Below are 18,651 nucleotides of genomic sequence, written 5' to 3'. Positions count from 1 at the left end.
ACTCTTTGTATCTTTCCATGGTTTCGCATTTTTTCTAGGTGGAATCACCGCATGCGCTTGCCGATCTGCAATGACCTGACGGCATTGCTTGGTGTCATAAGCTCCATCGGTATAAACAGAGTCAATCCGCTCATCTTGTGGAATCTGATTAAGTAAATCACCAAGCACCTGTGAATCACTGACATTATTGGTTGTAAGCTGAACTGCTCGTATTTGTAGGGTTTTAGCATCTATACCAATATGAAGTTTACGCCATTGGCGACGATATTCAGATCCATGTTTCTTGCGTTTCCATTCGCCCTCACCTAGAAACTTCATGCCTGTAGAGTCCATGAGTAGATGCAGCCCATCGCTACTTTTTTGGTAGCTGATTGCAATATCAATATGCTTTTGTCTTCTACAAAGCGTACTGTACGAATATCACTGATATTCGGGGCTGCTCAGCCGCAAAGTTTAATCAGACTTTGCACAAAGCCAGTGACCATATGTAAAGATAGACGGAATAAGGATTTAATCATTAAGCAGCATTGGATAGCTGCGTCGGAGTAGGTTTGATTTCGCCCTTGTTTGCCTTTTGATGGCGCATACCATTGCGTAGCAGGATCAAACCAAATGGCAATATTTCCGCGACTCATGAGTGCTCGGTTATATGCGGGCCAATTGGTTGTGCGGTAGATTTTGTGTGTAGGCTTCTTCATTTGAAAATTATATCGCTGAAAAACCCTTTACAGATAGGTTTGTGCAACAAAGCCCTTAAAAGATTAAAAACACTATATATAGTGAAATTTACAATTTAATAACACAATATAGGGTGCGCAACCCTTGACTCTCCTATAAAAAATACGTGAATATTATAGCTTATTTTTCAGCCACTTGGCATAAATATGGGGAGACATCAGCATATGTCTATAAAAAAAAAGCTATTAAAAGTCATCGTGTATCTTCAAAAAACTTACAATTAATGTGTTATCCAAAATGTATGCATGCCTACCAAATCTGGATTGCTCTATTTTTTCAGCTTAATGAGAAACAGCAAAACTATCACTTGAATTTAACTTTTAAACAGAATATCGAAATTCCTCTTCTGACAACAGACAAAGCTGATCACTATTTTTTTAGTAGTCATTTCAGCTGGATCTATGCTTATTTTTACAATAAGTATAAAACTGAATTTACGTTTAGAGCTTATGAAAAAAATAATTCCTACGAATTCACCATCATGGCTTTAAGCGAAGTAAAGGCATTACTATGTTCCGGATTACATCACTCAATTCATGGCTTAGATATCATCGCACATTGGCTAAATGAACAATACTTAGCCGCACATCTTCAGGAAGTTTTCGGTCAGGAAGTTCTAACTATCAATCATCTACGAGAATTATCAGGGCTGTCTAAATCCAAAAGTCCAGTAAGTCCTATTTCAAATTATGCTGGTCCACTTTCATTAGAAAAAATTCTGGCTGGAATATCATCATGAACGGATATAGTTACTTAGAAGATACTCAAGAATTAAAGCTTGAGCCGTTTCGAGAATTCTATCAAACACTAGCAGAAGCAAAGCTGGAAAGTTTTCAAAATTCAATCAAACTCAATGAGTTCATTAAACCTACTAAAATTATTGAACTTAACAATATTATAAATCAAAAACTTGTAGAACAATCAATCAGTGAATATCCTCTCGTTCATTATCTTATTGCAGTCATTAATACGCCTTCAGCATATCAAGCCAATGCCCTGAAATGGGCCATTTTTAATACTCGATGTATTGAATTGCTTGATAGCAAAGAACATGCAGCCACTGTAGCTAACCTCTGTAGACGTTTTCGTTTAGCCAGCAAAAAACAGGAATACCATTGGCTTTATAACTTATTACCACCTCTCCCTATTGAGTTGGAGGATCTTCTTAAGTTTTTAAATAAAGCTGAAACAGAGAATAGAGAGTTACTTAACCGCTCCACACCAAATTTAGATGAAAAACAAATTGGCCAGCTGGCAAATCTACGTGTCATCTATCAATATGTCTTTACTCAGTCTGAACGTTTAAAACGAAATCGCCAAAGCAGTTCAGGTGCCAAAGAAGCTCCTCAAACTGATGTTCAAAAGATATCAAGAATATCTCTCGATGATGAACAAACGTATCAGACTCATTTTGAACAAGGTACAGCTAAACAACCACGCGAAGATAAAACTATAGAAAAAGTTGAAGATCATAATTTTGAATTTAACTCACTAGAGCAATGTTCTATCACAGCTCAGATCAATAATCTCAAAAATCAAATTCTGCATCAAAACAAGAATGAGCTAATGAGCAAGCCGAATCCTCGGGTCTTCGATTTGCCTACCGCACAGTACATTATGCAAATTTTATTAGAACAGGCAGAAAACTCTCCAATTCATACCCTGCTTTTATTTTCAGTCCTCAGTCTTACTCATTATAAAGATCTGCCGGTATTTCAAAAAAATTTACGAGTCAGTACAAAAAACAAAGAAGTATCACTGCAACCCCAAAAATGTTTCTTTAAGCAAAGCTTTGAAGTCTCTAAATTCAAGGATTTTGTTTTAAGAAAACATCGGTTGAATACCGTGAATTCTTTTACGATTCCTCTGCCTCAATATTATCTGGAAAATCTAAGTCAGTTGAAAAAAATGGATGGTGTTGAGATTGATTCCAAGATACAGGAGTATTTACAAAAAATTAATAAAGGGCTGACCTTCCAGTTAACAACACAAAATCTTCCGCGCTTACTCAGTGATATTGCATTGAATGAACTTGAGTATGAACTGGAAAGCAAATTGCTTAATGGAGAAAGTGTTCAGCACTATATTCCATGCCATTACTCTTCAACACAAATCGTGGATATTATTAATATTTATACTCAAATTCTAACTTTGACTGTTCCTCAGCTGGAAACTGAATATCTTGAAGAATTCAGTAACCCGCATTCTTTTGGTAGTCAGCAGACACCTAATCTACCATTTGTTAAATCATTTTTTCACCAGCTTGACCAACGAGTGAGGGAACATCCGAATCCTTTTGAGACTTTAAAATATTATTCAATCTGGCTATGGCATATTTGCATGCTGATAACGTCAGCACGACCAAGTGAGTCCTTCCCGCCCAATCTAGATTATATTGACCTCGACAATCAATTGATGGCTGTTGCAGATAAAGAGCAGCGTTATTCGGGCACCATTGGACGATATCTACCGTTTAACGATTATCTTCGTGATGAAATACAGCATTACCTAAAATATTTAAAACACTTTCTCTACCTCACAAAAGCCTATCTGTCCAATGAACAAGTACAAGCAATCCATGAGGTCTTCGAGGGTGAACGCCCCTTTCTATTATTTTACGATCCACAAGGATATATCCGAAATTTAGAACTTTCTGATATTCAAAAATACTGTACAGAAATAGCCCTTCAGCGCAATTGGACCCGCCACTTTGCTCGTTATTTTTTTGCACAAGACTGCAATGAAGATGTAGTTAAAGGCATCTTTGGTCATGACGAAGCAATGCAGGGACTGTTTGACCGCTATTCAGCTTTTCAGGCGACTGATTACGATCAAATCAGAACAGCACAAGATAAGCTAATTGAAATATTAGAGCTTAAAAGTATGTCGACATTCAACGGGATCATGATTAAATGAGCAGACATCCACACTCCCTAAAACGACAAAAAAAACTTATAAAAAATAAGGAATTTCTTCTTAAATTATTTAGTGAGAAATGCCTAGAGCTTACACCTGAAAACTATTCCGATGTATATAGACAAGTCGATAATCAACTTTTGGAAAAGTACAAATCTAATACTCGTAGTCATAAAATGGCACGCTTAGAATTCGCGAAATATATCAAGCGTTTTAATCGTTTATCAAATCAAAACTACCCTATTCCTGCAACACCTGTTCGTCATGAAAGCCCCCCACCCCAACAAAATATTGAGACTTTAAAACATGGTAAAAGGGTGACTCAATTTGCCAAAAATTTGATTGCTCACTGGACAGAACATAATGACTTCAGTCCAACTCAATCCCTCGCTTTTTGTTTGATCAGCACAATATTATTTAATGGCATTTATAATGAGAACGAACTACAAAAGTTTTTAAAAATCATTTTAAAAACAAAGAAATTTCAAAGCTTTTCAAACCTAAATCATATTGTTTCACTTGAGATCCCGAACCGGCATTTCGGTAATCAGCGTATAAATAACCTGAATTTTTCAGTGAGCTATACAAAAACGTTTGTGTTAAACGATATTGTGAAATGCTGGATCTACAGACTAAAACATCAAAAATTTGATTTATTTTCAGATATTGATGACGCAGAACAAGTGATCAACACTTGCATCATCGAATGCTTTCCTGAGGAAAAGGTACGTTATAAAGACCTGTTAAAATATGGTTTTTACTACACACAGTTCCTAAAAAACAGTGGACTGGATCAAATGTCCATTTGTATCTTAAAAAATGAAATTTACAGTTCCAGTCCTCTCGAAAAACAATTAGCAGCTTATTTTATTCAGCCTGAACCCACGCCTACCCATACGATTCAGGAAGTTTATGAAAACCCTCAAGACCAGTCTAAAGTCACTATTGCATTAGATGTTGCCGATATTTTAGTAGAAATACGTCAAGCTATTCGTGCAAAAAACTATAGCGATCAACTCATAGAATTATATGCCAGAGAACAATCTTCAGCCTTGGAACGTTTGCTGCTGTGGAGCATTCTACGCTCAAAATTAACGGAACCTCAACTGGACCTTCTCAATCATATTATTCAGCAGCAGCAACGATTTAAGCGCAAGCTTATACGTGCAGATTTTCAGCCGCTCAAGCAAAGTTCTCTGAAGACCATGTTTTCACAGTTTGCAGTCCATTGGCTGCAGGCAACGCAAGACAAAGATATTTCATCATTTTCAGATGCTGATTTTGAAGATCTGTATGGAGAAATGCTTTTATTAAAGAAAGAAACAACTAGAGCGACTTTACAAAAATGTCTACAGGAGTTTCATCACAAACAGACCTTATTCTTTAACGCACCCACTATCGATCTAGATAATTTAATCCAGGTAAAAATCTGCAGAACCGCATTGATCTCGCCCCATATTTTTCACCACATGCTAGAGCAGCTCGAAAATACTCAAGATATTTCGATTCAGGATAAAAATATATTTAAACTGATTTTTATTCTAGGATTCAGAGTCGGACTACGGATCAATGAAACATTGAATATCTTCGTACGTGATCTATTTATTAGTGAAGATGCTGTGATACTCACCATTCGCAACAATCGCAATAAAAATCAAAAAAGCTACTCAGCTTACCGCAAGATTCCCCTGCATCATCTACTTAAAGCCGACGAATTACATACATTTAAAACATATAGTCAGAATAGAAAACGTCTGCTAAAAGAACAGGGAAAATCAGTTACACAACCGCTGTTTTTAAAACAGTCCTTAGAAGAAACTCATGAAAATGAAGTGAATTCCCTATTGAAACAATTGATCCAGACAGTTTTTGGAGAACACAATTTTACTTACCATAGTCTGCGCCATTCTGCATTTAATCATCTTTACCTGATTTTAAAAAACTCAACACTTGCAGATGCATTTACTGACTATAGCCCACATGAGCAATTACGTATCCGTTATGCATTGTTGCGAAACAGAAATACTCAGCAAACCTGGTATGCACTTTCTCATTTTGCCGGGCACCTAACGCCTGAAACCACTTGTTCAAGCTATCTGCATTTAATGCATCTAGCAATTAGCTACCAGCTGAATCAAATGCACAGCCCGCTTCCTAAAGAAGCCTATTTTAACATTCTGAAACATGATGATGCCATTAAATATCCTGTTCAGCAGCGGGCGATCAAACAGTTTTTATTTCATCAACTCACTAAAGACCGTTACAGGCAACATGATCATCAATTTCAACTAGGTCAACAGAAATCGCCTGATTCACTGATGCTAGGAGCTCATGACTCAGAGATGACTTTTGAATTATTGCATCACATTCTTGCAGTAGAAAAAGAACAAGACCTTATGTTACCTGAAACTATTCCTTTGCAAATCGCGCAAAAATTACGTGCTAGAGCCAAGCATTTGAAAACCTCCTGTGTAAACCAAAAAAAATCATCGAGGTTATTTACCACAGATTTTTTAAGGAAAACTCCGAATGCATTGGTCACCATGTTGCCAACCAATCAGGAGGAAAAAAAGGTCATTCAACATGTTCAGGAGCGTTATGCAAATGTACAAAGTAAATACAAAAAACAGCTTCATACAATCTACTCAATTTATCTTGAAAAAGCTCAGCCCAATTCAGCCCAGTTAATTTTTGAACTCAATGAAAAACGGCAACTGAAGAAACTTCTTTCTTTTATTCATAGCTTATTTCCCAAAAAATATCTTCATTTAGAACTCTCTCAGCAGAGCAAAACAGAGCTCAAAAAGACATTACAGGATTTAACATTACGGGCAGAAAACTTCAGCCTGACTGAAAATGAAAGGCGAATTAAGTTCTGCTTCAAGGGTAAAGATGCAAAAGCACTTGGGGTATTCAAGTTACTGATGTATCTGATGATAGTTTCTCATCTTTAATGCAAATTATTGGATAAGTTTGCCACGCATTCTTATTCGTGGTTTACCAGTCATTCCTGTAATGATTTAATATAGACTTCCAAGCGTGAGTGGTAAAATTAATCATCTTAAAGAGCAATAACTGTTTGTCCCACTAGCCAAATAATGTCTGTCCAAGTTAGCACAAAATTTAATGATCATTTAAACAAGAATTTGCAGTATTAGTTTACAATTCGAAGTGAATAAAAAGCATAAATTGCCGCAGCACAATGAAATTGAAGAAATATTTTCAGAATATGATGAATAAGTTGTGAATCGGTACCCAATAAGTTATCTGAAAAGATAAACCCCTGCCCATAACCTCATTGCTCCAAACCACTTGTGCCAAATATTTCAGATTAACCTGATAGCAAATACTGGTTCCTCGCGACATCAGGCGAAACTGATTAAGCTTAAAGCAGGTTGTTAGACTCTATTAAATTGTAAATGTCTAATTAGACTTCTTTAGTCTAATTAGATCTAATCAGGCCAATTAAGCACCCTCCTTACATCAAATGGTTTATTTTTATAAATTCATTATTTTGTGTTTTAATAGACATATATAGATATAAGACCCAATATTATGGATTTAAAATTCAAAAAGCCTGAAGAGGTTGTCACGTTATTATGTGAAAGGCTTCGCAAAGAACGACTTTATCTGGAAATGACTCAGGCAGACGTCGCTACACGTGCTGGTATTAGTGTGAATACAGTATCTAATCTGGAAGCCGGTCGAAATGTTTCATTTGAAAATTTAGTACGCGTTGCCATGGTATTGGGCCGATTAAAAGAATTAGAGGAACTCTTCAAACCTCATTTAAACAGTGTAAATGACATTCTCCGCTATGAGAGCAATACGGCTCGCCAACGTATCAAAAGGAAATAAGTCCATGCTCAAAAAACTTAATGTTTACTACAATGGATGGGGTGAATATTGGCTTTGGGGTACACTGGTCTCCTCAACCGCAATCACAGGTCGGCCATTAATTGCCTTTGAATACAGTGCAGAAGCGATCAGTAAAGGTTTAGAACTTTCCTCTTACCTACTTCCATTAAAAGGTGACTCATTAAGAACGAACTTTCCTACACATCAAATGGGATTGCCAGGTCCTATATATGATGCCTTGCCCGATGGTTGGGGCATGCTTCTTATGGATCGCTTATTTAAAAAAAATGGATTTAATCCTGCGCGGATTGGGCCATTAGAAAGACTCACGTATATTAATACACATGCGATGGGAGCATTATCCTTTGAACCTTCAGCAACTGAGTTCGCATTAACTGAAAATATCCCACTGATTAAACTCGCTCAAGAAGTTCAGGAAGTTCTCAAAGGAGAAGGTGCAGAATTTTTACAGCATTTATTAATTATGGGTGGATCTCCACAAGGTGCAAGGCCAAAAGCGCTCATCTATCGTGATCCTGTCACCAACGAATTCTCAACAGTTAGCTCACATCAACATGAAGCTTGGCTGATCAAATTTCCCGCTCAGCAAGAGCATCCTGAAGTTTGTGCAATTGAAGCTGTTTATGCAGAATGTTTGCGTCATTGTCATATTGATACCCCTGACACTCAATATTTTACTCTTCCGAATGGATTAACCGCATTTGCATCAAAGAGATTTGACCGCCACGATGGCATGCGTATCCCTATGCAAAGTTTAGCGGCCTTCACCGGAGCTGATTTTAAATCACCAGGGAGTTTAGACTACAGTAACTTTCTTCGCGCTGCACACTTTTGCACCAATGATGTTCGCGAAAAAGCAATTGCATTCAAGCGAGCTGTTTTCAATGTAGTCTTCAATAATCGAGATGATCATTGCAAAAACTTTTCATTTCTGATGTCCCAAAATGGGCAATGGAAACTCTCCCCTGCCTATGATGTTACTTTCTGTGAGGGGCCAGGTGGATATCATCAAATGGATATCATGGGTGAGGCACTGGATATTCCTCGACAAGCTCTTGTAAAACTTGGTACTCAGGAAGCGGAACTTTCTGCCCAAGAAGTCGATGAAATTATTGGCTCGATTTGTAAGGTTGCAATCCGATTCAGCAATATCGCTCATGATCTATTACCTGGACAAATTCAAACAGAGACTCTCCAGATGATCCAAAATAGGATTGAGCATAATATTCATTTATTGAATTGAATATAAAAAATTTTCATGAGGATCAAGAATCATTATATTAAATTATATAATGTTGTTGTTTCTCATGAAAATTCGCACCAAAATACAGGTGACTTTTATAGACTAAAATTTCCAATATGAAGTGACCAAAATACCCTAAAATGATCTAAATTGCTAAAAATTTCACCGCATTAAAAACTACACACAATCAATTAAATCATATACTTATAGTTAACATCATTTAATGGCATAAATCTCGGTAACCTTGCCAAGGTTGGGGTCGCGAGTTCGAGTCTCGTTTCCCGCTCCAAATTCAAAAAAGCCCTCATCGAAAGATGGGGGCTTTTTTACTATCGAATTGAGCACTGCGTATAAGCAGTATTATATTAAGTCGTGCTTTTAAAATCATTTTTCAGTCATGAAATACTTCAGCAAAAATAATATTATTTATTCTCAATAGAGTTTCCATCAAGGTCATAAAGATTTACTGCTCGTGCACCAGTATCAAGAAATAATTCTTTAAAAGCTCGTATTTCAATCTTAGCTAAATTAGCCTGTATTGGCTCCATTATTTGGACAATTGCAATAGGAGCTGTAAACTTGAAAAAAGATAAACTATTAGAATGATGTTTCATTAAAGCTTTCAATGTTGTTGTAGCACTTTCAAAATCTGCCAAAATCATTCTCGGGTGATCATAAGGTATTTGAGGAATTTCTGTTGCCTTGACAGTACCATCCCCTGACATCAAATCCATACGGTTTTTATAAAAATGTACCCATATTGCTTTAGGGTGTTTCTTTAAATCGTCGCTTATCATCTTGGTTCTTAATTTTCTCTAAATTAACATAATACTCTTATACGAAGTGCTTGAAATTTTCCTTTTAGCATCAATTCCCTAGCCAAAAAAATTCTAGGAGTCCGCGTACTAGAACAGCTTTTCATCATTAGTTTTGCTTCACATTTATTGTTTAAACAAGATAAAGCCACTGAGCCTAACCGCTCATGAAAACCGCTGACTTGAGCGATAAAACCATGATTATCTTATATCAAGCCGAGCCTTTCTCTTGTTTATAGAAAGACCCAGCCCACTAGATCACATTAGAATTTTACCAAATCCCCTTTCAACGCCACACCCGCCATAGCTGTGCCTTTCGCGCATTGGTAAGTCGTCGTACTACGTGTTTCGTTCGACTTATAGAAACTCACTAGATTGGTCACAGCATTTGCGCCATTGGCTTTAGCTGTATTTTGGAATTGAATCAGTGCTGAACGAAGTACATGGTCACATGAACTTTCCGCAGATTTGGCAAAACCATTGGTCTTTTTATTGGTCACTAGGCCCTTTTCAATCACCTTTCCGCCCGACTTGGTTCCCGCCAAATAAAATTTTACCGAGCCATCTAGCACGCCATCTGTAACTGCACGGTTTACAGCTTCTTGAAATTTAAAATCATACATTTTGTCAGCCGCTTGAGCCGATGCAATCGCACCTAAAGACAACACAGCGACTGCACAGATTTTTTTGAATAACATAGTTCTACCCTTATTTTATTAGACACGTTTAAAAATCAGGGAGGTATTAATCCCCCCAAAAGCAAAATTGTTGCTCATCATCATTTGCGTTTCTGCTGAACGCATGTCTGAAACAATATAATCCAGATCACCACAAGCGCTGTCAATCTGATCTAAATTCAGTGTAGGCACCAACTGATTGCGTCGCATCATTTCAATACTCAGCCATGCCTCAATGGCGCCGCACGCCCCGAGCGTATGCCCAAAATAACTTTTTAATGAGCTGATCGGCTTTTTCCCCAAGATGCGCGCGGTTGCTTGTGATTCTGCAATATCCCCCTGATCGGTCGAAGTGCCATGCGCATTGACATAATCAATATCCGCGGCAGTAAGCCGTGCATCTTTCAATGCCAACCGCATACAACAGCCCATCATTTCAGAATCAGGTCGGGTTACATGCTGACCATCGGTATTACTGCCATAGCCAACGATCTCGGCATAAATGGTGGCCCCGCGCGCTTGAGCATGTTCATATTCTTCTAAAATCAAACAGCCTGCGCCCTCACCCACCACCAAACCATCCCGGCCTGCATCAAACGGGCGTGGCGTTGTCTCAGGTCGATCATTTTGCACACTGGTCGCCAACAGCACATCAAACACGGCAGAACCGGCAGCACTGAGCTCTTCTGCTCCGCCTGCGATCATTACGGTTTGTTTGCCATATTTAATCGCTTCATAGGCTTGACCAATGGCCATGGAACCTGAAGTACAAGCACTGGAGGTCGGCAACGTTAAACCTTTTAGGCCAAAATACACCGTCATATTGACTGCACTGGTATGTGACATCATACGAATGTAGGTCGTGGCATTCAGTTGACTCATATTGTGCTCAATCAACATCGAGCCAAACTCACGCACCGCATCCATACTGCCCGCAGAGGAACCAAAAGCCACGCCTGCATCACCACTTTTTAAGATATCCGCATGCAGTAAACCTGCATCTTCCAATGCTTTTTCAGCACATACGGCAGACATTAAAGCAACACGTCCCATACCACGGGTCACTTTACGGTTAAAATGCTTCGGTACGGTAAATGACTCCACGGGGCCAGCCAATTTACTGCGTAAATCAGGATAAATTTCCCAGTCAGGCATATAGCGAATGCCGCTTTTGCCTTGTGCAAATTGTTCAAAAATTTGCTCTGCGGTTTCACCCAAAGAGGTAATCCCAGACATGCCTGTCACAACAACACGTTTCATTAGATTAGGCCTCCATTGACTGAAATCACTTGGCGGGTGATATAACTGGCATCATCACTGCATAAAAACTTCACCGCTTTTGCGACTTCTTCCACCTGCCCCATCCGCTGCATCGGGATCATTTTCAAAGCATGTTCTTTCACTTCTTCCGTGACCATTTCGGTTTCAATCAAGCCCGGAGCCACACAGTTCACCGTGATTTTGCGTTTGGCCAACTCCAGTGCCAATGCTTTGGTCGCACCAATTAAGCCTGCTTTGGCAGCACTATAGTTCACCTGACCACGATTCCCCATGATTCCTGACACTGAAGACAAGGTCACAATACGTCCGCCCTTTTTTAAGCGGATCATCGGCATCATCAAGGGTTTCAGCACATTATAAAAACCGTTCAGAGAGGTTGAAACCACTTCATCCCAATCTTCATCAGTCAGTGCGGGGAAAGCACCATCACGGGTCAGCCCTGCATTCAACACCGCACCATAAAAAGCGCCATGCTGTGCCATATCTTGCTCTAAAATGGCGGCAATCTTTTCACGCTCATTCACATCGAACATCAATACATGGCTCGCCTGCCCAAGCGCTTGAATCTCCTTCGCTACTGCTTCGGCCTCAGACTGTCTTGAACGGGCATGTACCGTGACATCAAAGCCTGCCTTTGCCAACTCCAAAGCAATCGCTTTACCTATTCCACGACTTGAACCCGTAACTAAAATTCTTCTGCTCACACTAATTTTCCAATGATTTCATTCATATTTTCTGGCTCAAATACGCTCAACATGGCGCTGAACCGATGTTCTTGATATTCAATTTCACAATTAAACTGCCCCAAACCTTCGTGCAGATAACTTTGTTCTACTCGAATCCGCACGATTGTACCCAAACTAAAATAAGCACAAGGCAACTGCATTTTACGCGTTCCCAATAAAAAGCCAATTTTTGGTGGCAATCCCTGAGTTTGTCCTTTATAACCGGCATAGACGCTGATAGTCTGCGCCATCAATTCAATACTGCTCCATGTGGGCAAGCCTGCTGGCTCACAAAACATCAAATCTGGTTTGATGTGAAGTTCTGCAATCGCAAACGTATCATTGGCTTCAATCAGATGACTCACGAAAACCATCGGTTTTTCATGCGGAATAAATTGTACTGCATCCATCATGACAAAGCCGTCCCGAAAATTAAACTGATATTACTGCCGCCAAAAGCAAAAGAATTACTCATCGCATAGCGAATGGGGGTATTCAAATGCGGTGTAAACACATAATTTTGCCCAGCCAAAGCATCGTCCAATTCGCCTGCGTGATGCAGCGGCAACCAGGATTGATCTAATAAAACCTGCTGGCAAATAAAGGCTTCGATTGCACCCGCTGCCCCTAGACAATGTCCCGTTTTATGTTTGGTGCTGCTCAAGGCCACAGCTGCATCTGAAAAAACGGTCTGTACCGCCTTAATCTCCATCGCATCATTTTGCGGTGTGGATGTTCCATGCAAATTTAAATAACCAATATCGCCTGCTTCAAGCTGTGCCATATCTAACGCTTTTTGCATCGCCTCCGCCGCCCCTTTCCCTTCTGGATGCGGCGCTGAAATATGCCATGCATCCATTGACTCGCCACTCGACAACAACATCACGGGGGCAGGCGCTTTGGACAGTAAAAACAATCCTGCCGCTTCACCAATATTAATGCCGTCACGGTTGGCACCACAAGGCTGACAAATTCCGCTCGATAAGCTTTCTAAACTATCAAATCCATTTAAGGTCAGCTTGCATAGGGTGTCGACTCCACCCACTAAGACAGCATCAGCCAGATCTGCATTCAGCAGACGTTGCCCCGCCGCCAGCGCTTTAGCTGCCGAGGAGCAAGCGGTAGAAATGGTATAGGCAGGCCCTTCCCAGCCCAAATACTGTTGTAAAGCTTTCGCTAAACTGCCCATTTCTTGCTTTTGGTGCTGTACAGACTGCGATGTTGGTTGTTGAAACTGCGTTTTTAAGACCGGCTCATTATCCGCGATGCCTGAGGTTGACGTGCCAATAATCACAGCGAGACGTTGTTTGGGAAACTGTGCAGTATAAGCACGAATATCAGTTTCAATCTGCGACAAAGCAGTCAGGGCAAAGCGTAAATTCCGTGAGTCTGCATCGCTCAAGCTTTCAGGGACTGCTTGAACTAAGGTTTGATCAGATGCGCCGACCCAGACCGTACGCCCCGCAATCAGATCCTCGCATGGTGACAGGGTATTTTCTGTGTGTGTTAATGCATGTTGAAGCTCAGCTGCATTTTGTCCCAAAGCCGACAGCGCCGCACTGAACTGAATACCAACGGCTGAAATAGGTTGTACATTTTTAGTCATGATGGTCGCCTTGATCATCTTCTAAAGTATTGCTCACTGTACTAATGACCATCTGATAAGGCACTTGCAGATTATCCAGTTCAATTGCCCCCTCATTTCCCTGAATTTTCAACACAGGCTGCTGCTGTATATAAATGGTATCAGCTTTCTGTACGACCGCATTTTGAGCTGCATGTAACGCAGCAAAATTTGGATAGGTTGCATACAGAATATCGCGCACCACATAATCAAAAGGCAACAGTTTCATCGGCTCAATCCGTTGTTCAACGTCTACCTTTTGACCATCAAAACTGAGCTTAAACAACTGCTGCCCCGTAAGGCTGAGCGCTAACATGTCAAGCGACTGTCCCCGCTGTTGCTGGTACAGTAAAAAGCTGAAACTCTGGCTTTTCCACTGCACTTCAATTTGGTCTTGGCGCTGGTAATTTTGTGCCCCCCACTGCGGAGTTGCGAGCCCTTGCGCTTCAGGAATCCAGCTTTGGCAAGCACTACAAAATAATGTACTGGCTAAAATCCAACTGACGGTCTTTAAACGCAGCTTAAGTTTCATCGGTCAGCGACTCTTTTTTAGGTTGTTCTTCTCGGCAATATTCGGCCAAAGTGCTCAAACGTTGCTTGGCATTGCGATGAATCGGGTTGCTCGTATCCCATGCATAACCTGCCAGTAAAGATGCAATCATACGGCGAATTTTTTCATCCTGCTGAGTCGAAAATACCACATCCTGAAACTCACCTGAATACCATGATTCGACATAGGCACGGAACACTTGAATGCCTTTACGTAGCGGCTTTTCATATTGCTCCATCCAGTCTACCGTCTGACCTTGCAGCACTTGCTCGACCAATGGCACCGCTAGACTGGAAGATTTTAAGGCAATCGTTACCCCTGAAGAAAAGACAGGATCGAGGAACTCACCTGCATTGCCAAGTAGTGCATAGTTTTCAGATGCCAAGTGTTTCACATCGGCAGAGTAGCCCACCAAAGTACGTACAGGAGTATCATGTTTAGCATGACGCAGCACATGCGACAAGCTGGCATCATCGGCCAAAATACGCTTCTGTAAGGCTTCTAAGTCATAGTCCGCACTGCCGTCATAACCATATTTTTCAAAGAAATCTTGCTCCGCCACAATGCCAAATGAAGAGCGTCCATCAGCAAAGGGAATTAGCCAATACCACGCACGGTGGTCTTTTTCATGCACAGTAATTAAAATTTTCTCGCGGTCAAACTCAGGGTCATTCAATAGACCGTCTTCAATGTGGGTAAAGACCGCACGGCGCACGGGAAAATCCGATGGGCTTTCTAAGTCAAGAAACTTCGGCAAAATGCGGCCAAAGCCGCTGGCATCTAAGAGGAACTTGCCTTGAATTTGATAGCTGTCGCCTTGCTCACCTTTCACCGTCAAAATCGGTTGTGTAGATGCCACATCGACCGCCAAAACTTCATGACCAAAACGGATATCTGCGCCCATTTTTTCGGCTTGCTGTGCCAAAAGCTGGTCAAAGTTGGCACGTCTTACCTGCCATGTAGTGCCTGGACCTTCGCTAAAGTTTTGAGTAAAGTCATAAAAACTGCGCTGCGTACCTCTTAAAAAAGCCGCGCCATTTTTAAACTGAAAGGCATATTCACCGGCATGTGCGCGAACGGTCTCCAACAAACCCGCTTCTTCCAAAAACACCATACACTGCGGCAATAAAGATTCACCAATAGAAAACCTCGGAAAATATTGCTTTTCGATGACCGTGACTTGGTAACCTTTTTGACGCAGCAAAGCTGCAGCCGAGCTGCCTGATGGTCCTGCCCCAATAATTAAAACATCTGTTTGTTGCATGGTGCTCATTGCACTGTACCCTTTGACTCAGCTCTTTGGCTGATATTGTTGAACCACCACATGTTTTGCATCGGAGGATGTAAAAAGTGTGGCATAAATAAATGAAAAAATAACGCCCAGCAACACCGTTAAGCCAAAACTGTGAATAGCATAGGTGTGACTAAAAGACAGCAAACCAAAACTAAAAAACGTCGACATCATGCACAGGAACAAAGCCATGCCCACCACCTGCGGGTGATCATGTCCGTGGCGGTAGAAAATCGCATAGTCCACCCCAATTCCAATGATCAGGAAGGTACCCATAATGCTGAATAAATTAATTTCGACACCCAGCCATGCTTGAATCGCAAACGTGGTCATTAAAGCCATGCTGACAGGTAACACCAAAGGCAGAATTGATTTTTTGCCATAAAGTGCCCCTAAGCCAATAGCTAAAATCACCAAAGCGCTGAGTAATAGCCACTGTGCCTGCTCACGGTGCTGTTTAAACAATTCAGACAGTTGATGAACGGGACGTAACAGCTGTACATCAGCATTCTCAAGCTGTTGCACAGCGTGTACATCATGCACATTTTGCAGCATCACCAAACGTTGTGTCGGGCTCATCTGCAGAAAATGTAGAGGATGATCTTTAAAGACTGCTTCGGTCAGCAATGGTTGGTCTTTTAATCGTGCTTGCCAGTTTAAAACATCGGCTGTATTGAGCTGTAACGCTTGCGCATATTTCACTAAAGCGGGCTGAGGAATCGCCTGTAACATCGCAATATTGTGTTTTTGCTGCTCAAGCGAGGGAATCCACTGCCCTAAAGCCTGCACAGCATCCAACTTGCCAGCCTGCTGCAAGGGCGTAAGCTCTGCCAACAGTTGCTGTTCATGCTGTTCTAACTCTGCTGGGGTTCTGCCCTGTACCACAAAATATTCGCTGCTTTGCTGTTGCATAAAACGCGAACGAATATATTGATCTTCCTGCTTTAAGGTGGCATCCATACTTTGCAAATTGCGGATGTCATCATTGCTTTTCAGAAGGACGAGACTACTACCCGTCACCAGTAGAATCAGTGTAATCATGCCATAACGTAGCGTGTTGTGGCTCTGCACATAACTACGTGCTTTGCCAATAAAGCCCAGTGCACGTATCGCAGGTTCCGCATTCAACGCAGGCAAACGTGGCAGCAGTAAAATACTGGTCACCCATGCGGCACTCAGTCCAACCATAGAAAAGACTGCAATCTGTTTAAAGCCCGGAAATGGGGTAAAACTCAGCACCACATAGGCCAACAGCGTGGTCATTAGCCCCACAAATAAACTCGGCAATAATGGTTTTAAAACAGTAAATCCATCGATCTGTCGGTGCTGAGACTGCATGGCCATGAAGTAAAATGAAAAATCGACACAGACCCCAATCAAACTGGCACCAAAAACCAGTGTCATCAGGTGAATTTCGCCGAAAACCCAATAGGTCACAGCAAAGGCCACTAAGCTGCCTGTGCCGACTGCAACCATTTCCGTCAGCATGGGTCGTATCGAACGGAAGCCAAACCAGACCAGAAGCAAAATCCCGATGGTCGAACCGACGCCAATGGTGGAAATTTCCTCTTTAGCAGAGTTAGTGCCGAACTGTGCAAACAGCAGCGTACCTGTCCAGTGCGGTTTAACTTGCAACTGGCTAAACTGTGAATTGATGTGTTGAATAAAGGCAGCGGTCTGCTCTTGGTAGGCAATGTTATAGGGACTATTGTTAAGCTGAAGTACCATCAGGCGCGAGATGCCTTGCTCATCACGAATCGTGGCGAAGCCCTGCTCTAAATTGATATCGGCATTGCTTTGTAAAGCACTTAAACCCACGACATAACGAGGAAACAACAGCAAGGGATCTTGCTTGAGCATTTCAGCCGTGATCGGCATGCCGGGACTCATCAGTTGCAATAAGCCCTGCTCCATCAAAGCAACATCATCTTGCCCTTGCACAATCTGCTGATCGGTCTTGGATAATAACCCCGCCTTGTGCTGATACAGCGTTTGGGCAAATTGATCAGGATCAAGCTGCGGACGAACTGGTAAAAACAGCTGACTTTGGTCGGCTTGGGTTTTGAGTTCTTGCGTTGCCTGTTCAAGTTGCTGATCCGTTTTGGCATCCAGCACCACAAAGACTTTGTCATTTAACTGCTGACTGACATATTGCTGTGCTTGTTCCAGATGCGCATCTTGATGTGCCTCAGGCAGCAAAGCAAAAATATTGGTCTCAATCTTAATGCCTTTATTCAGCCAAGCCGCGCCCAGTGCCAAAGCAATGACACACAGCACCAACAGCCATAGGGCGCTAAATTTATTTTGCCAATTGGAAAAGCGCATTTTCCGCAGCCGTTAAAGTTTGAGGTTGAGCCGTTTGCTGGCTAAAACGAATGATGGTGCGATTATTGGCTTGTTCCAAAATCGTGATACGGTCCACATAACGCTGACCTTGGGCATCGACTTGGACAAAAAGCTTTTTAAACAGGCTGCTTTTCGGCGTTAAGCTGACATTCCACTGCGTCGGGCTGTAATTGGCAGACACCACATTAAAGTTTTTAGCGAGCGCCGCTTCGTTGCCCGACATCAACTGTAAAAACATTGTCGCTACAGAGCCATACGGAGTCTTATCGACTTCAATTTGACTGCTAGTCCGCTGTGTCTTTTGTACCAGCTTACGCGGTGTCACCACCAAATCGGCTTTGACTGGACTTTGAATCTGCCACAGCACGCCTTGGTTTTTGCTGAACAGCACCGTGCCTTTGGACACATAGATTTTATTTAAAGAGGCCAGTTTTTTCTGTTGCTCAAATTGAGCACGCACCACAGGCATTGCACCGAGCTGAGCAAACGCCTGCTTCAATTCAGTACTTTGTGCATTCGCTGCGGGAGCAAGCAAAGTCATCATACTGGCTGTACAGGCAACAAAA

At 41.4% G+C, this 18,651-nt stretch carries 15 protein-coding genes and 1 pseudogene; 5 read left to right on the top strand and 11 right to left on the bottom strand.

The window, feature by feature from the left end; all coding sequences use genetic code 11:
- Positions 1-698 (bottom strand): annotated as a pseudogene (locus MF4640_RS09675) (IS5 family transposase); the annotation flags it as partial.
- Between the two features lie 146 nt (positions 699-844).
- Between MF4640_RS09675 and MF4640_RS09670 the strand changes: the two are divergent.
- From MF4640_RS09670 to MF4640_RS09645, 5 genes are all read left to right on the top strand, one after another.
- On the top strand, positions 845-1,477 hold the full coding sequence (locus tag MF4640_RS09670) for a hypothetical protein (RefSeq protein WP_227518639.1): 633 nt from the start codon (positions 845-847) through the stop codon (positions 1,475-1,477).
- Positions 1,474-3,654 (top strand): hypothetical protein, encoded by a 2,181-nt coding sequence (locus tag MF4640_RS09665; protein WP_078389434.1) that lies wholly within the window; start codon positions 1,474-1,476, stop codon positions 3,652-3,654. The genes MF4640_RS09670 and MF4640_RS09665 overlap by 4 nt, the downstream gene beginning before the upstream one ends.
- Positions 3,651-6,608 carry a tyrosine-type recombinase/integrase gene (locus MF4640_RS09660; protein WP_078389433.1) on the top strand — a complete coding sequence of 986 codons (2,958 nt, stop codon included), beginning with the start codon at positions 3,651-3,653 and terminating at the stop codon, positions 6,606-6,608. Before MF4640_RS09665 ends, MF4640_RS09660 begins: the two co-directional genes overlap by 4 nt.
- A gap of 601 nt (positions 6,609-7,209) precedes the next feature.
- Positions 7,210-7,512: a helix-turn-helix transcriptional regulator gene (locus MF4640_RS09650; protein ID WP_000364388.1), complete on the top strand. Its 303-nt coding sequence runs from the start codon at positions 7,210-7,212 to the stop codon at positions 7,510-7,512.
- A gap of 4 nt (positions 7,513-7,516) precedes the next feature.
- Complete coding sequence (locus tag MF4640_RS09645) at positions 7,517-8,776, top strand: type II toxin-antitoxin system HipA family toxin (RefSeq protein ID WP_078389432.1); 1,260 nt, start codon at positions 7,517-7,519, stop codon at positions 8,774-8,776.
- A 422-nt stretch (positions 8,777-9,198) separates the two neighbouring features.
- Here the strand turns inward: MF4640_RS09645 and MF4640_RS09640 are convergent, their stop codons facing one another.
- The 10 genes from MF4640_RS09640 to MF4640_RS09595 form a co-directional block, all read right to left on the bottom strand.
- Positions 9,199-9,573 (bottom strand): rod shape-determining protein, encoded by a 375-nt coding sequence (locus MF4640_RS09640; RefSeq protein ID WP_078389431.1) that lies wholly within the window; start codon positions 9,571-9,573, stop codon positions 9,199-9,201.
- A 281-nt stretch (positions 9,574-9,854) separates the two neighbouring features.
- Positions 9,855-10,289, bottom strand: a complete 435-nt coding sequence (locus MF4640_RS09635) for an excinuclease (protein ID WP_078389430.1) — start codon at positions 10,287-10,289, stop codon at positions 9,855-9,857.
- Positions 10,290-10,307: 18 nt separating this feature from the next.
- A complete protein-coding gene (locus tag MF4640_RS09630; protein ID WP_078389429.1) occupies positions 10,308-11,528 on the bottom strand; it encodes a beta-ketoacyl-ACP synthase in 1,221 nt (406 codons plus the stop codon).
- Complete coding sequence (locus tag MF4640_RS09625) at positions 11,528-12,253, bottom strand: 3-ketoacyl-ACP reductase FabG2 (RefSeq protein WP_078389428.1); 726 nt, start codon at positions 12,251-12,253, stop codon at positions 11,528-11,530. The genes MF4640_RS09630 and MF4640_RS09625 overlap by 1 nt, the downstream gene beginning before the upstream one ends.
- Positions 12,250-12,687: a 3-hydroxylacyl-ACP dehydratase gene (locus tag MF4640_RS09620; RefSeq protein WP_078389427.1), complete on the bottom strand. Its 438-nt coding sequence runs from the start codon at positions 12,685-12,687 to the stop codon at positions 12,250-12,252. The genes MF4640_RS09625 and MF4640_RS09620 overlap by 4 nt, the downstream gene beginning before the upstream one ends.
- Complete coding sequence (locus tag MF4640_RS09615) at positions 12,684-13,880, bottom strand: beta-ketoacyl-[acyl-carrier-protein] synthase family protein (protein WP_078389426.1); 1,197 nt, start codon at positions 13,878-13,880, stop codon at positions 12,684-12,686. The genes MF4640_RS09620 and MF4640_RS09615 overlap by 4 nt, the downstream gene beginning before the upstream one ends.
- Positions 13,873-14,430 (bottom strand): DUF3261 domain-containing protein, encoded by a 558-nt coding sequence (locus MF4640_RS09610; protein ID WP_078389425.1) that lies wholly within the window; start codon positions 14,428-14,430, stop codon positions 13,873-13,875. The genes MF4640_RS09615 and MF4640_RS09610 overlap by 8 nt, the downstream gene beginning before the upstream one ends.
- Positions 14,420-15,721 carry an NAD(P)/FAD-dependent oxidoreductase gene (locus MF4640_RS09605; protein WP_078389424.1) on the bottom strand — a complete coding sequence of 434 codons (1,302 nt, stop codon included), beginning with the start codon at positions 15,719-15,721 and terminating at the stop codon, positions 14,420-14,422. Before MF4640_RS09605 ends, MF4640_RS09610 begins: the two co-directional genes overlap by 11 nt.
- Before the next feature lie 18 nt (positions 15,722-15,739).
- Positions 15,740-18,064: an MMPL family transporter gene (locus MF4640_RS09600; RefSeq protein ID WP_078389423.1), complete on the bottom strand. Its 2,325-nt coding sequence runs from the start codon at positions 18,062-18,064 to the stop codon at positions 15,740-15,742.
- Complete coding sequence (locus MF4640_RS09595; RefSeq protein WP_413772694.1) at positions 18,039-18,629, bottom strand: LolA family protein; 591 nt, start codon at positions 18,627-18,629, stop codon at positions 18,039-18,041. The genes MF4640_RS09600 and MF4640_RS09595 overlap by 26 nt, the downstream gene beginning before the upstream one ends.
- Positions 18,630-18,651 lie beyond the last annotated feature (22 nt).

The organism is Acinetobacter sp. MF4640 (genome assembly GCF_002018895.1).
GTDB lineage: Bacteria > Pseudomonadota > Gammaproteobacteria > Pseudomonadales > Moraxellaceae > Acinetobacter > Acinetobacter johnsonii.
Note: the sequence above shows the minus strand (reverse complement) of the source record. Positions and strands in the feature narration are given on the sequence as shown.

Coding starts and splice junctions, on each gene's coding strand:
- MF4640_RS09665 (WP_078389434.1), top strand. CDS start 1,474: ATGAACGGATATAGTTACTTAGAAGATACTCAAGAATTAAAGCTTGAG.
- MF4640_RS09660 (WP_078389433.1), top strand. CDS start 3,651: ATGAGCAGACATCCACACTCCCTAAAACGACAAAAAAAACTTATAAAA.
- MF4640_RS09650 (WP_000364388.1), top strand. CDS start 7,210: ATGGATTTAAAATTCAAAAAGCCTGAAGAGGTTGTCACGTTATTATGT.
- MF4640_RS09645 (WP_078389432.1), top strand. CDS start 7,517: ATGCTCAAAAAACTTAATGTTTACTACAATGGATGGGGTGAATATTGG.
- MF4640_RS09640 (WP_078389431.1), bottom strand. CDS start 9,573: ATGATAAGCGACGATTTAAAGAAACACCCTAAAGCAATATGGGTACAT.
- MF4640_RS09635 (WP_078389430.1), bottom strand. CDS start 10,289: ATGTTATTCAAAAAAATCTGTGCAGTCGCTGTGTTGTCTTTAGGTGCG.
- MF4640_RS09630 (WP_078389429.1), bottom strand. CDS start 11,528: ATGAAACGTGTTGTTGTGACAGGCATGTCTGGGATTACCTCTTTGGGT.
- MF4640_RS09620 (WP_078389427.1), bottom strand. CDS start 12,687: ATGATGGATGCAGTACAATTTATTCCGCATGAAAAACCGATGGTTTTC.
- MF4640_RS09615 (WP_078389426.1), bottom strand. CDS start 13,880: ATGACTAAAAATGTACAACCTATTTCAGCCGTTGGTATTCAGTTCAGT.
- MF4640_RS09610 (WP_078389425.1), bottom strand. CDS start 14,430: ATGAAACTTAAGCTGCGTTTAAAGACCGTCAGTTGGATTTTAGCCAGT.
- MF4640_RS09605 (WP_078389424.1), bottom strand. CDS start 15,721: ATGAGCACCATGCAACAAACAGATGTTTTAATTATTGGGGCAGGACCA.
- MF4640_RS09600 (WP_078389423.1), bottom strand. CDS start 18,064: ATGCGCTTTTCCAATTGGCAAAATAAATTTAGCGCCCTATGGCTGTTG.
- MF4640_RS09595 (WP_413772694.1), bottom strand. CDS start 18,629: ATGATGACTTTGCTTGCTCCCGCAGCGAATGCACAAAGTACTGAATTG.